Consider the following 13,283-nt stretch of genomic DNA (forward strand, 5'->3'; position numbering starts at 1 on the left):
GACGTTGCCATCGGGGGCGACACGAACACAGGAGGGGGCGGATCGATGAGGATTCGCAACACCGGGCCAGACAGGACGGGCACCACCGGACGCTGGCGCGGCATCGCCGCCGTGGCCGTCGCAGCAGCGCTCGCCGTCACCGGACTGACGGCGACACCGGCCGACGCGGCGAGCACCGCGCCGACCACGAGCGCGTTCCGACCGGGCGCGCCGTGGCTCGACGACCAGGGACAGCCGATCCAGGGCCACGGCGGCCAGGTCGTCACGGCCACGGACGACGACGGGAAGACGATCTACTACTGGTACGGCGAGGACCGGACCAACGGGTACAGCGACACCCGGGGCGTCCACGTCTACGAGTCGCGAGACCTGTACCACTGGAAGGACGACGGTCTCGCGCTCCGCACGATGACGAGCCGCGCGGACTTCGACGACCCGTACTTCGCGGCGCTCTACGGCGGCTACGACCAGACGCAGCGCGACGCCGTGTACCGCGACCTCGGCGTCACCGCTCCGAGCAGCACCCGCCCCGGTGCGATCCTCGAGCGGCCGAAGGTCATCCACAACGCGAAGACCGGCCAGTGGGTCATGTGGGTGCACGCCGACGGGCCGACCGACTCGTCCGACGCGCAGTACGCGAAGGCGCAGGCCGGTGTCGCCGTGTCCGACTCGCCCACGGGGCCGTTCCGGTACATCGACTCGTACCGCCTCGACCGTGTGTCGGCCGACGACCCGACGAACCACCAGCCGGACTCCCCCGGCATGGCCCGTGACATGAACCTGTTCGTCGACGACGACGGCACGGCGTACATCGTGTACGCGAGCGAGGAGAACCTCACGCTCTACATCTCGAAGCTCGACGCGGACTACACGAACCTGTCCACCGACCCGACCAAGGCGGTGGAGGGCGTCGACTTCCGCCGTCCCCAGCCGTGGATCGGCGGCCAGCGCGAGGCCCCGGCCATCACCAAGGTGGGAGGCACCTACTACCTCGTGACCTCGGGAGCGACGGGGTGGGCACCGAACGCGGCGGCGTACGCCACCGCGACGGACATCCTCGGCACCTGGACCGCGCACGGCAACCCCGCGACGGGCTCCGGCGCGGACACGACCTGCGACTCGCAGAGCACCTCGTTGCTGAACCTCGGCGACGGCCGCGTCGTCTACCTCGGCGACCGGTGGAACAACGCCGAGGACCTGCGCACCGCCCCGAGCGTGTGGTTGCCCGTGACGTTCGGCGAGGGCGGCTCGATGACGTTCTCGTGCGACACCGGCGAGTGGACGCTCGCGGACCTGCACCCGTACACCCCGTGGGCGGTGACCACCCCGGTGCCCGGTCAGGTCACGCTCGGCGACAGCGGCGCGCTGCCGAAGCGGGTGAGCGTCCGTGAGACCGGCACGACACGCACGCACCGCGTCGCCTGGACGACCTCAGCACTGCGGACGGCCGGCGAGCAGACCCTCACCGGGACGCTCGACGACGGCCGGACCTTCACCCGCACGGTCACGGTGCTGCCCAAGCGGCTGTCCTACTTCGTCGACGCCGGTGGACCCGACACCCCGGACGCCCAGGGCACCGCGGACCACACGGCCGACCTCGCGTTCCTGCAGCGCCGCGGCGACCGGCTGCTGAACGGCGTCGCCGACCAGCGGTTCGGCGCCGACCAGCGGACCGGCGTGCACTGGGGGTACTTCGGCACCACCGGAGGTGTCTCCGGCACGAGCAGCGGGACGATCACCTCGACGGTGCGGTGGCAGCTGGACGCGACCGACCTCGAGTACGCACTCGGCGGGCTCGGGAAGGGCCGCTACCGCGTGGACGTCGGCTTCTGGGACCCGTGGACGAAGAGCGCTCCCGGTCGTGCGGCGACGGTCAGCGTCAACGGGACGACGGTCGAGACGGGGCAACCGATCGACGGCACGTTCCGCACGCTGACGTCGACCACGGCGGTCGGGAAGGACGGCATCGTCGACCTCCGGATCAGCCCGGCGACGAAGTACGGCATCCAGGTGAGCTGGATCATGGTCTCGAAGGCCTGACCCCACACGTCCGCGAGGACTCGGACGCACACGGACGCGCCCCCTCCCTGATCCGGAGGGGGCGCGTCCGCGTGCCGGCGGACCGGGCGTCAGTGGACCGCGAGACCGAGACGCTCGACGACCTCGTCGGCCTCCTCGTCGGGCGTGCGGTCCGCGGCGACGGTGACGTGCGCCTCGTCCGGCCCCGGCACCTCGAGCGTCGCGAGCTGCGAGGCGAGGAGCGACGTCGGCATGAAGTGCCCCGACCGTGCCGCCATCCGGTCGGCGATGAGCGCACCGTCCCCGGCGACGTGCACGAACACGACCCCTGGTGCGCGCAGCACGTCGCGGTACGAGCGCTTCAACGCCGAGCACGTGACGACGCCGGGCGTCCCGCCGTCGAGGTGCTCCCGGATCCACCCGGAGACGACGTCGAGCCACGGCCAGCGGTCCTCGTCGGTGAGCGGCGTCCCGGCCTGCATCTTGTCGACGTTCGACCGGGGGTGCATCGCGTCGCCCTCGGCGAAGTCCCACCCGAGCCGCTCGGCGACGGTCGCCGCGACCGTGGACTTCCCCGACCCGGACACGCCCATCACGACGAGCACGCGAGCGTCCGCGACGCGAGCGTCGACGCGGTCGGCGCCATCGGCGCCGGTCACAGGAACACCCCGGCGAGGAGCACGCCGCCCAGGCCGAACACCGAGATCAGGCACTCCAGCACGGTCCACGTCTTGAACGTCTGGCCGACGGTCGTGCCGAGGTACCCCTTCACGAGCCAGAACCCGGCGTCGTTCACGTGCGAGAGGAACACCGACCCCGCACCGATCGCGAGCACGAGCAGCGAGGTCATCGGCTGCGACAGGTCGCTCGCGATCGGCGCCATGATGCCGGCGGCGGTCACGGTGGCGACCGTCGCTGATCCCGTCGCGACCCGGACGAGCGCCGACACCACCCAGGCGACGAGCAGCACCGAGATCCCGGAGTCCTTCACGGCGTCGGCGATGACCCCACCGATCCCGGTGTCGATGAGGACCTGCTTGAAGCCGCCGCCGGCGCCGACGATGAGCAGCACCCCGGCCACCGGCGGGAGGGCGCTCTCGAGCGACTTCGACACCGCAGTCCGGTCCATCCCGCCACCGATCGCGAAGAAGACCATGGCGAAGACGGCGGCGATCCCGATCGCGATCATCGGCGTCCCGAGGAAGTCGAGCACGCTCACCCAGGACCCGGCGGCGTCGGGCGCGACGGCCTCACGGATCGCCTGGGCGAGCATGAGGACGACCGGCAGCAGGATGCCGACGAGCGCCGTGGTGAACGACGGGCTGCGCGGCTCGCTGATGACACGGGTGAAGTCGCTCTTGCCGTTCGGCAGGGACGCGGTGTCCTGCGTGGCGGGGCCGCGCCGCGCCTCCCGTCCGGCCGAAGCCGGGTCGTCGTGACCGCTGGCCGATCCACGCGAACCGAACAGGTCAGGGGCCGGGATGTCGACCCAGCGCGCGGCGAAGCGCGCGAAGACCGGACCGGCGAGCACGATGACCGGGATCGCCAGGACGATGCCGAAGGCGAGGGTCGTGCCGAGGTTCGCGCCCACCGTCGAGATCGCGACGAGCGGACCGGGGTGCGGCGGCACGAACGCGTGCATGGTCGAGAGGCCGACGAGCGCGGGCACCGCGATCTTCATGATCGGCACGTCGCTGCGCTTCGCGACGAGCACGATGATCGGGATGAGGAGGACCAGGCCGACCTCGAAGAACATCGGCAGACCGATCAGCGCGCCGATGAGCGCCATCGTCCAGGGCAGCGCGGCCTTCGAGGACCGACGGACGAGGGTGTCGACCACGCGGTCGGCCGCACCGGAGTCCACCAGCAGCTTGCCGAACATCGAGCCGAGGCCGACGAGGATGCCGACGCTCGTCATCGTCGCACCGAACCCGTTGCCGAAGCTCGTGACCGCCTTGTCCGGGGCGAGTCCGGCACCGATGCCGACCCCGAGCGCGCCGATCGTCAGCGCGATGAACGGGTGGACCTTGAGCCACGTGATGAGCGCGATGATGACGACGATGCCGATCAGCGCCGCGATGATCAGCTGTGCGACCGGCCCGGACGGGTCGACCGCTGGTGCTGCTCCGCCCTCCGCTGCGAGGACGGTCGTGTGGGCGGTGGCCGCCGTGAGCGCGTGAGGCATCTGCGCCCCTTCCTGGAGTCGCATCCGCGGGACTCCGTCGCCTTCGTGTGCCGGTCCGGGCGTCGCCCTGGACCGGCTCGGTCCGGCCGTGTGCCGCCGTCCCGAATAATCTGATTAATCAGACTATACGATGATCCCCAGCGCGGCACGCGCCCTCCGGCGCAGTCTGCCGCTTCGATGGACCGGACGTCACGGCGCCCGCGTGACGCGTACTGCACGGAGGAACGATGGCGACGGCCCGCGGACTGCACGCCCAGGTGCTCGACACCCTCGGCCAGCGGATCGTCGACGGCGTGCTCGCTCCGGGGACGGTCGTCCGGCCCGAGCTCGTGGCCGCCGAGTTCACCGTCTCGCGATCGGTCGTCCGCGAGGCGCTCCGGGTCCTCCAGTCGCTCGGCCTCGTCGAACCCCGACAGCGCGTCGGCACGCAGGTGCTGGGCATCGGCTCGTGGGAACTCCTCGCCCCCACGGTCATCCGGTGGCGCGGCGCCTCCCCCGCGTACTTCGTGCAGCAGCGGGAACTCCTCGAGCTGCGGCTCGGCGTCGAACCGGTCGCTGCCGCGCTCGCGGCAGCCAGGCCGGACGCGACGACCGTGACGGCGGTGTCGGTGGCCGCCGCGGACATGCTGGCGGCGTGCGCGCGGGAGGACAGCCGCGCCTACCTCGAGGCCGACGTCCGCTTCCACCGAGCACTGCTCGACGCCTCCGGGAACGCCGTGTTCCGGCACTTCGCCGGCACCGTCGAGGCACTGCTGCGGACGCGGACCTCGGAGTCGCGGGACACCATCACCCGGTGGACGCGGGACGCCGCGGAGCGGCACGATGCGGTGGCGCGGGCCATCGCGCGGGGCGACGCGACGGGGGCCTCGGCCGCCGCGGCGGACCTGGTGCGGGTGACGCGGGACGAGTTCATCGCGGAGGCGCCGGCGCGCTGAGCACGTGGGGTGCGGGGCACGCGGGCGCGCTGAGCACGTGGGGTGCGGGGCACGCGGGCGCGCAGGGCGCGCGGGTTGGTCGCACGACCCGCCGTCGGCGGGTCACGTTGGTCGTAGAACATGCCGCCAGCGGCGATGAGCGGCAACCCCTTCTGCGACCGTCGCGGGTCGTGTCTGCACGTGTCACCGCCTCGTCGGACGGGAGGCGCGGCGCCGGCCCGCCACGTGCCTCCCGGCCGGCGTGGCGACAGCCACGCCCGCCTGCCGAGCGCGGTCGGTCCACCGTGGCCCCGCGCGACCGCGCGCCCGGCTCGCCCCCGGCGCGCCCGCCCCGGTCACGCTCGCGCCGGTCGCACGACGTGCCGCGTGCACTGCGCCGCGGTCGCACGACACGCCGCCGTCAGCGGCCCGGGGCGACACGTCCTGCGACCGACCTGGAGCCGACTGTCACAGGTCGGCGCTCAGCGCGCGGCGCGGCCCCGGGAGAAGCGCCGCGGATCGCGCAGCCGGAGGCGCATCGTCACCGTGCCGAGCCACCGGTCGTACTTGTACCCGACCTTGCCCATGCGTCCGACCTCCTCGAAGCCGAGACGCTCGTGCAGGCGGATCGATGCCTCGGCCTGGCGGTCGGCGATGACGGCGACGACCTCGCGGACGCCCGCTGCGCGGCACTCCTCGATCAGCGCCTCCATGAGCGCCCGCCCGAGGCCCTTGCCACCCGCGGCCGCGCCGAGGTAGATCGAGTCCTCGACCACGTGGTTCGAGCGGTCGCGGGGGTTCCACGGGTCGACGAGGGCGTAGCCGAGCACCTGACCCGAGGGGTTCTCCGCGACGAGGAACGGCAGCCCCCGCCGGCGGATCTCGTCGTACCGCTGCTTCCACCCGGCGAAGGTGAACGCCGACGGGTCGAACGTCACGGAGGAGTTCCGGACGTAGTGCGTGTGGATCTCGCGGACGTCCGGGAGGTCCCGCGGCTCGGCGGCGCGGATCGTGTAGGTGAACGCGGCCTCCTGCGGGACGGGGGCGCGCAGGTGTCGCGGCAGGACCCGCCGTCGCTGGTATTCCTCCTCGAGCACGGGTCGAGCCTACGGGGCAGCCGCGCGTCTCGGCACGGCGAGGACCGGTCAGGCGGGCAGCGACCAGTCCACCGGCTCCGCGCCCTGCGCCACGAGCAGCTCGTTCACCTGCGAGAACGGACGACTGCCGAAGAACCCGCGCCGAGCACTGAGCGGCGACGGGTGGGCGGAGGCCACGACGGGCGTGTCACCGAGCAGGGGTCGCACGGTCGCGGCCTGGGCGCCCCAGAGCACGGCGACGAGCGGTCGGTCACGGGCGACGAGTGCACGGACGGCCTGGTCGGTGACGGCTTCCCAGCCCCTGCCACGGTGACTCCCGGCGTCGCCCGCACGGACCGTGAGGACCCGGTTGAGCAGCAGCACGCCCCGGGACGACCACGCCCTGAGGTCGCCGTGCGCCGGGGGCTCCACGCCGAGGTCGTCGCGGAGCTCGGTGTAGATGTTCGCGAGGCTGCGCGGCACCGGGCGGACCTCGGGGTCGACGGCGAACGACAGGCCGATCGGGTGGCCCGGGGTCGGGTACGGGTCCTGCCCGAGCACGAGGACCCGGACGTCCTCGAACGGGTCGCGGAACGCGCGCAGCACGTCCGCTCCGGCGGGCAGGTACGGGCGTCCGGCGGCGACCTCGGTCCGCAGCCAGTCGCCCATGCGGTGCACGTCGGCCTCCACCGGTGCGAGCGCGGTCGCCCACCCGGGGTCGACGAGCTCGGCGAGGGGCTTCGGCTCCACGACGGCTACGCGCCCATGGTGGCGACGGACACGGACTCGTCGCCCGCGATCACCCGCCAGACGCTCCCGGTCCCCCGGACCTCGAGCGCGCCCTCGCCGACGACGAGCGTGGTGTCCTCGTCGATCGCGAGCCCCGCCGCGACGAACTCCGCCTCGGCCGCGGCGATCAGCCGCGCGAGCGTCCCGGCCTGCACGGCGTGCACGTCGACGGTGAGGTCGATGAGCCCGAGGCCCTCGCGGAGTTCGACCTCGTCGATGCCTTCGGAGGCCTCTTCCGGGCAGATCTCGACGCCGCCGATCCGCCAACCGCCGACGAGGGCACGGTCGGCGGCGATCATCGCGCCCGCGGAGTACCCGAGGTAGGGCAGCCCGTCACTGACGAGCAGGCGGAGCTGGTCGACGATCGGCGCCACCGCGGTGAGGTAGTCGGGGGTCACGCCGCCGGCGACGACGAGGGCGTCCACGTCGCTCAGCACGGTCGTGTCGAAGGTCGCGCCGGCGGCGACCTCGGTCACGATCGTCTCGGCCTGGCGGGCGCTGCCGAGGGTCTCGGCGATGTCGCCGGTGCTCGACGGCGAGGACCCGTCGGCGCGTGCGACGGAGAGGACGGCGATGCGCGGGACGGTCCGACCGACGGCGGCTGCACGCGCGGTCGCTTCGGCGGTGAACGGGGCGGCGACGTCCGCCGCGGCGAGGAGGCCCCCACCCACGAGGTGGATGCTCACGACTCGGCCGTCACCGGTGCGAGGGCGCTCCACGGGAACGTGATCCAGCCGTCGACCCGACGCCAGACGTGGTCGGGCTCGAGGACGGTGCCGGGCTTCGAGTACAGGCAGGCGCTGCGGACCTCCGCACCGGCGTTCGCGATGATGTCGACCACGAGGCGGAGCGTGCGGCCGGAGTCGGAGACGTCGTCCACGACGAGGACCTTCTTGCCGGCGAGCGCCGGGGCGTCGAGCGCCGGGGCGAGGATGACGGGCTCCTCGAGGCGCTGCTCCACGTCGGTGTAGAACTCGACGTTGATCGAGCCGCACTCCTTCGTGCCGAGGGCGTACGCCACGGCACCGGCGATGATCAGCCCGCCGCGGGCGACCGCCACGACGACCTCGGGCTCGAACCCGGACGACAGGACGTCCTTGGCGAGCAGGCGTGCGGCGTCGCCGAACTCCAGCCAGCCGAGCACCTCGGGCCCACTCGTGACGGTCACGGTCGACGGAGCCTGGGCCACCGGCTCGGATTCGCTGCTGATCGGCATCCGCCCACGGTACCGGCAGGGACCCCGCGCCCGCGACCCGCGATCCGCACCCGGGCGCGTGCACTCGTCCGCGCAGGCCGCCGCGTCAGTCGCGCGGCGTCAACCGTCCCCGCGCCAGTTTGTGCTGCGCCGACTGCGCGACCGGCCGGACGGTGACGAGGTCGAGGTTCACGTGCGCCGGCAGCTCGACGGCGTGCACGATCGCCTCCGCGACGTCCTCGGCCACGAGCGGCTCCGGCACGTCCTCGTACACGGCCGCCGCCTTCGCCTCGTCGCCGCGGAACCGGGTGAGCGCGAACTCGTCCGTCTTCACCAACCCCGGTGCGATCTCCACGACCCGGATCGGCTCACCGTTCAGTTCGAGCCGCAGCGCACCGACGAGGGCGTGCTCCGCGAACTTCGCGGCGTTGTACCCGCCGCCGTTCTCGTACGCCACGTGCCCCGCGGTGGAGGTCACCGTGACGATGTCGGCGTGGCCCGCGGTGCGCGCCGTCCGGCGGAGGATCGGCAGCAGCGCGGCGGTCACCTGCTTCGTCCCGATGACGTTCACCTCGAACATGGCACGCCAGTCCGCGACGTCGGACTCCTCGACCGACGCCGACCCGAGGGCACCGCCCGCGTTGTTCACGAGGACGTCGGCGCCGCCGGTGCCCGACACCCGTTCGGCGAGCGCCGCCACGTCGGCAGCATCGGTGACGTCCACCACGAGGTACGTCGCACCGGTCTCCTCGGCGAGCGCCTGCAGCTTGGCCTGGCGCCGTGCGACGGCGAGCACGTCCCACCCGCGGGAGCGCAGGAGTCGGACGGTCGCGGCGCCGATGCCCGAGCTGGCTCCGGTGACGACTGCGCGACGAGGTGCCATGGGTGTTCCTCCGAACGCCTGGATGTGGGACACGGGTGTGGGTCACAACCGTACCGACCACGACGCCGCAGCAGCCGGTAGCGTGACGGGCCATGACGAGAGAAGCCGCGCCGGTGGCCCCTGCCGGCCTCGAGCCGGGGCGGGCGAAGCAGCGCATCCCGATGTGGGACACCGCGCGCTTCCTCGCGGTGACGCTCGTCGTGATCGGGCACGCGATCCAGCGGCAGACGGGTGCGAGCGAACACGCGCTCGCCCTGTACACGTTCATCTACGCGTTCCACATGCCCGCGTTCGGCGTGATCAGCGGCTACTTCTCGTCGGCGGCGACCCCGACCGCGGACCGGATGAAGCGGACCATCACGGACATCGTCGTGCCGTACATCATCATGCAGACGATCTGGACCGTGGTGCAGGCGATCGTCGAGGGCGGCAAGCAGTTCAACCCGACCCAGCCGACGTGGACGCTCTGGTTCCTGCTCGCCCTCGGGATCTTCCGGCTGATCCTGCCGTACCTCGCGCAGCTGCGGTGGCCGCTGTTCTGGGCCGTGGTGTTCAGCATCGGCGTCGGCTACTTCGACAACGTCGACTCGACGCTCTCGCTGAGCCGGGCGATCAGCCTGCTGCCGTTCTTCCTGGTGGGCTGGCAGGTCAAGCAGTGGGGGCTGTTCGACCGCTGGTACGACGCACCCCGCCGGACCGTGGTGCGTGTGCGGGTCCTCGCGGCCGCGGTGTTCGCGGCGTGGGCGGCGTCGTGTGCGATCTGGATCCCGCAGTTCAAGGAGTTCGACCTCCACCACTGGTTCTTCTACGACGACTCGTACTCCGGCCTCGGCGAGGACGCGTGGTGGGCGGGTGCGGTGCGCTTCGGCCTGATGCTGCTCGCGGCGGTGCTGACGGCGTCGTTCCTGCTCCTCGTCCCGCGACGGACGGTCTGGATCACCCGGTTCGGCGCCGCGACGATGTACGTCTACCTGCTCCACACGTTCGTCCTCTACCCGATCCGCGAGTCCGGGGTCCTCGCCGGCGAGCACTCGGCCTGGCCGTACGTGCTCCTCATGGTCGTGGTGGCCTGCGCCGTGAGCCTCTTCCTCGCGCAGCCGTTCGTGCGCAGCGCGATGCGCTGGCTGCTCGAGCCGAAGGTCGGCTGGCTGTTCCGCAAGGACGAGGTGCGCTAGGCGCGGAGCGCCGGCCTGGAGGCACGACCCGCCTCCGCCCCGTCCGTTACGTCGCGTGGCGCGCACGGTGGTGCGGTCCCGGCCACCTGCGTACCGTGACGTGCGACGCAGCGCTGCCTGAGGGCCTCCCGGCCGTTGCGACGTCACCTCGAGAACCGCACCCGACAGGAGCACCGATGAGCACGAACGACGCCGCCGCCTGGCGGTTCGAGACGACGCAGGTCCACGCCGGCGCCCAGCCGGACCCGACGACGGGTGCCCGGGCGACGCCGATCTACAAGACGACCTCGTACGTGTTCGAGAACTCCGACCACGCCCGCGACCTGTTCGCACTCGCGCAGCCGGGCAACATCTACTCCCGGATCATGAACCCGACGAACGACGTCGTCGAGCAGCGCATCGCCGCGCTCGAGGGCGGCACCGGCGCGCTCCTGGTGTCCTCCGGGCAGGCCGCCGAGACGTACGCCGTGCTCAACATCGCGGGTGCCGGTGACCACATCGTGTCCTCGTCGTCGATCTACGGCGGCACGTACAACCTGTTCAAGTACACGCTCGCGAAGCTCGGCATCGAGACGACCTTCGTGGAGGACCAGGACGACCCCGAGGAGTGGCGTCGCGCGGTCCGGCCGAACACGAAGCTGTTCTTCGCGGAGACGGTCGGCAACCCGAAGATCAACGTGCTCGACATCGCCACGGTGTCGGACATCGCGCACGAGGCCGGTGTGCCGCTGATCGTCGACAACACGATCGCGACGCCGTACCTGATCCGTCCGTTCGAGCACGGTGCCGACATCGTCGTGCACTCGGCGACGAAGTTCCTCGGCGGCCACGGCACCGTGATCGGCGGCGTCATCGTCGACGGCGGGCGGTTCGTCTGGTCGGACCACGCCGAGAAGTTCCCGGAGTTCAGCACCCCGGACCCGTCGTATCACGGGGCGGTGTTCTCGCAGGCGGTCGGCGACCCGCTCGCGTACATCATCAAGGCAAGGGTGCAGCTGCTCCGCGACCTCGGGGCGTCGAACTCCCCCGACACGGCGTTCGCGCTGCTGCAGGGCATCGAGACGCTGTCGCTCCGGATCGAACGGCACGTGCAGAACGCGCAGGAGATCGCCGAGTGGCTCGACCGGCACCCGGACGTCGCGTCGGTGTCGTACGCCGGCCTGCCGACGTCACCGTGGTACGCCGCGGCGAACAAGTACGCGCCGAAGGGCGTCGGAGCCGTGCTGTCGTTCGAGCTCAAGGGCGGCGTGGACGCGGGGAAGGCGTTCGTGGACAACCTCCGGCTGTTCTCGCACCTCGCGAACATCGGCGACGTGCGCTCGCTCGTGATCCACCCGGCGTCGACCACGCACTCGCAGCTCACGCCCGAGCAGCAGCTGACCACCGGGGTCACGCCGGGGCTCGTCCGCCTCTCGGTGGGCATCGAGAACGTCGAGGACCTCCGGGCGGACCTCGAGGCCGGGCTCGCCGCGGCCCGTGCGGAGTCGGAGCGCCTCCGCGCCTGACGCCCGCGCCCCTTCACCTCCGTGCTCCGCGCCTCCGCGCCTGACTCTCGTCACGAAACGCGCGCGTTCCGACGTCCCACGTGTCGATCGACACGTGGGACGTCGCTCGTTGCACCCGCATCGAGCGCCACGTCGTATCCGCGACGAAACGCCCGTCGATCGACGCGTGCTTCGTCGTGGACGCGACGCGACCATGCGGCGCTCGCGCGGCGCGATCCCGACGCGCGCGCGACCACGTGACCACGAGCCGCCGGACCCCGCCACACGCCCGACGTGACGTAACACGGCGGCGGCGACCCGTGCCTCCCGGCAGACTGGTCGGACGATGGACTGGCAGACGACCCCCGAGGACTCCGTGCCGTCCTCCCTCGTGCCCGGGACCGAACTCGGGACGCTCGGCAAGCCGCCCGTCACGGGCGCCTGGCGCCCCGGCGACCACCCCGGCAACCGACGCTTCGAGAGCCTCGGCGAGCAGCGGGTCCGCGGTGGCCGCCTGCCGAACGTCCGGGTCGCCTACGAGACCTGGGGCGAGCTGTCCCCAGGCCGCGACAACGCCGTGCTGGTGTTCCACGCCCTCACCGGCGACTCGCACGTCACCGGTGAGGCCGGCCCGGGCCACCGGACCGCCGGCTGGTGGGGCGACGTCGTCGGACCGGGGCGGGCGATCGACACCGACCGCTGGTTCGTCGTCGTGCCGAACATGCTCGGCAGCTGCCAGGGGACGACCGGGCCGTCCTCGGTCGCACCGGACGGCGTGGAGTGGGGGTCCCGCTTCCCGTTCGTCACCGTGCGCGACCAGGTCGCCGTGCAGGTCCAGCTCGCCGACCGTCTCGGGATCGAGCGGTTCGCCGGCGTCGTCGGCGGCTCGATGGGCGGCATGCACGCTCTCGAGTTCGCGATCGCCCACCCCGACCGTGTCGCGCGGCTCGCCGTCCTCGCGTCGACCGCACAGACGACCGCGGACCAGATCGCCGCGAACTCGCTGCAGCGGGCCGCGATCCAGATGGACCCCGGGTACGCGGACGGGGACTACCACGACGCCGCCCCGGGCGAGGGTCCGCACCGGGGCCTCGCGCTCGCCCGGCGCATGGCGCTCATGACCTACCGGGCGCCCGACGAGCTGAACGGGCGCTTCGACCGGTCCTGGCAGAGCGACGTGTCGCCGCTCGGGGACGACGGGCGGTTCTCGGTCGAGAGCTACCTCGACTTCCACGGCAACAAGTTCACCCGGCGGTTCGACGCGGGCTCCTACGTGACGCTGACCCACGCGATGGACTCGCACGACGTCGGCGCCGAGCGCGGCGGGGTGCGCGCGGCGCTCGGACGGGTGACGGCCCGCACGCTCGTGATCGGCGTGTCGAGCGACCGGCTGTTCCCCGTCGAGGACCAGCACCGGATCGCAGCGGGCATCCCGGACACGCTCGACGGTGACCGTGCGACCGTGGTGACGAGCGAGTTCGGGCACGACGGGTTCCTCATCGAGCAGGAAGCGGTCGGGGCGCACCTGCGGCGGCTGTTCGAGTGACGCACCGTCGCGTTCTC

General features: G+C 72.3%; 12 protein-coding genes. 5 read left to right on the plus strand and 7 right to left on the minus strand.

What is annotated here, in order from left to right:
* Positions 1-45: 45 nt before the first annotated feature.
* Positions 46-2,040, plus strand: a complete 1,995-nt coding sequence (locus ABC270_RS11875; RefSeq protein WP_412880979.1) for a glycoside hydrolase family 43 protein — start codon at positions 46-48, stop codon at positions 2,038-2,040.
* A gap of 89 nt (positions 2,041-2,129) precedes the next feature.
* Here ABC270_RS11875 and ABC270_RS11880 read toward each other — a convergent pair whose 3' ends face one another.
* Positions 2,130-2,612: a gluconokinase gene (locus ABC270_RS11880; protein WP_412882089.1), complete on the minus strand. Its 483-nt coding sequence runs from the start codon at positions 2,610-2,612 to the stop codon at positions 2,130-2,132.
* Between the two features lie 62 nt (positions 2,613-2,674).
* Entirely contained in the window at positions 2,675-4,204 is a 1,530-nt protein-coding gene (locus ABC270_RS11885) for a GntP family permease (protein ID WP_412880980.1), read from the minus strand.
* Between the two features lie 227 nt (positions 4,205-4,431).
* Here ABC270_RS11885 and ABC270_RS11890 point away from each other — a divergent pair, with 227 nt between their 5' ends.
* On the plus strand, positions 4,432-5,139 hold the full coding sequence (locus tag ABC270_RS11890; protein ID WP_412880981.1) for a FadR/GntR family transcriptional regulator: 708 nt from the start codon (positions 4,432-4,434) through the stop codon (positions 5,137-5,139).
* Positions 5,140-5,600: 461 nt separating this feature from the next.
* On the opposite strand, the gene ABC270_RS11895 is transcribed toward ABC270_RS11890, so the two are convergent.
* The 5 genes from ABC270_RS11895 to ABC270_RS11915 all read right to left on the minus strand — a co-directional run bounded on the left by ABC270_RS11895 (position 5,601) and on the right by ABC270_RS11915 (position 9,061).
* On the minus strand, positions 5,601-6,215 hold the full coding sequence (locus ABC270_RS11895; protein WP_412880982.1) for a GNAT family N-acetyltransferase: 615 nt from the start codon (positions 6,213-6,215) through the stop codon (positions 5,601-5,603).
* 48 nt (positions 6,216-6,263) lie between these two features.
* Entirely contained in the window at positions 6,264-6,944 is a 681-nt protein-coding gene (locus ABC270_RS11900) for a uracil-DNA glycosylase (protein WP_412880983.1), read from the minus strand.
* Between the two features lie 5 nt (positions 6,945-6,949).
* Positions 6,950-7,669: a Type 1 glutamine amidotransferase-like domain-containing protein gene (locus ABC270_RS11905; RefSeq protein ID WP_412880984.1), complete on the minus strand. Its 720-nt coding sequence runs from the start codon at positions 7,667-7,669 to the stop codon at positions 6,950-6,952.
* Positions 7,666-8,199, minus strand: coding sequence for a phosphoribosyltransferase (locus ABC270_RS11910; protein WP_193750459.1), 534 nt, complete (start codon positions 8,197-8,199; stop codon positions 7,666-7,668). Before ABC270_RS11910 ends, ABC270_RS11905 begins: the two co-directional genes overlap by 4 nt.
* Positions 8,200-8,284: 85 nt before the next feature.
* Entirely contained in the window at positions 8,285-9,061 is a 777-nt protein-coding gene (locus ABC270_RS11915; RefSeq protein WP_412880985.1) for an SDR family oxidoreductase, read from the minus strand.
* A gap of 92 nt (positions 9,062-9,153) precedes the next feature.
* On the opposite strand from ABC270_RS11915, the gene ABC270_RS11920 reads away from it, so the two are divergent.
* The 3 genes from ABC270_RS11920 to metX all read left to right on the plus strand — a co-directional run bounded on the left by ABC270_RS11920 (position 9,154) and on the right by metX (position 13,266).
* Positions 9,154-10,236, plus strand: coding sequence for an acyltransferase family protein (locus ABC270_RS11920; RefSeq protein ID WP_412880986.1), 1,083 nt, complete (start codon positions 9,154-9,156; stop codon positions 10,234-10,236).
* A 176-nt stretch (positions 10,237-10,412) separates the two neighbouring features.
* Positions 10,413-11,741, plus strand: a complete 1,329-nt coding sequence (locus tag ABC270_RS11925; RefSeq protein ID WP_058726377.1) for a bifunctional o-acetylhomoserine/o-acetylserine sulfhydrylase — start codon at positions 10,413-10,415, stop codon at positions 11,739-11,741.
* Positions 11,742-12,066: 325 nt separating this feature from the next.
* The gene (gene metX / locus ABC270_RS11930) at positions 12,067-13,266 is read left to right on the plus strand and encodes a homoserine O-acetyltransferase MetX (RefSeq protein WP_412880987.1); all 1,200 of its coding nucleotides are present in this window, start codon (positions 12,067-12,069) and stop codon (positions 13,264-13,266) included.
* Positions 13,267-13,283 lie beyond the last annotated feature (17 nt).

It is taken from the genome of Curtobacterium phoenicis (assembly GCF_047238015.1).
In the GTDB taxonomy this organism is placed as follows: Bacteria; Actinomycetota; Actinomycetes; order Actinomycetales; family Microbacteriaceae; genus Curtobacterium.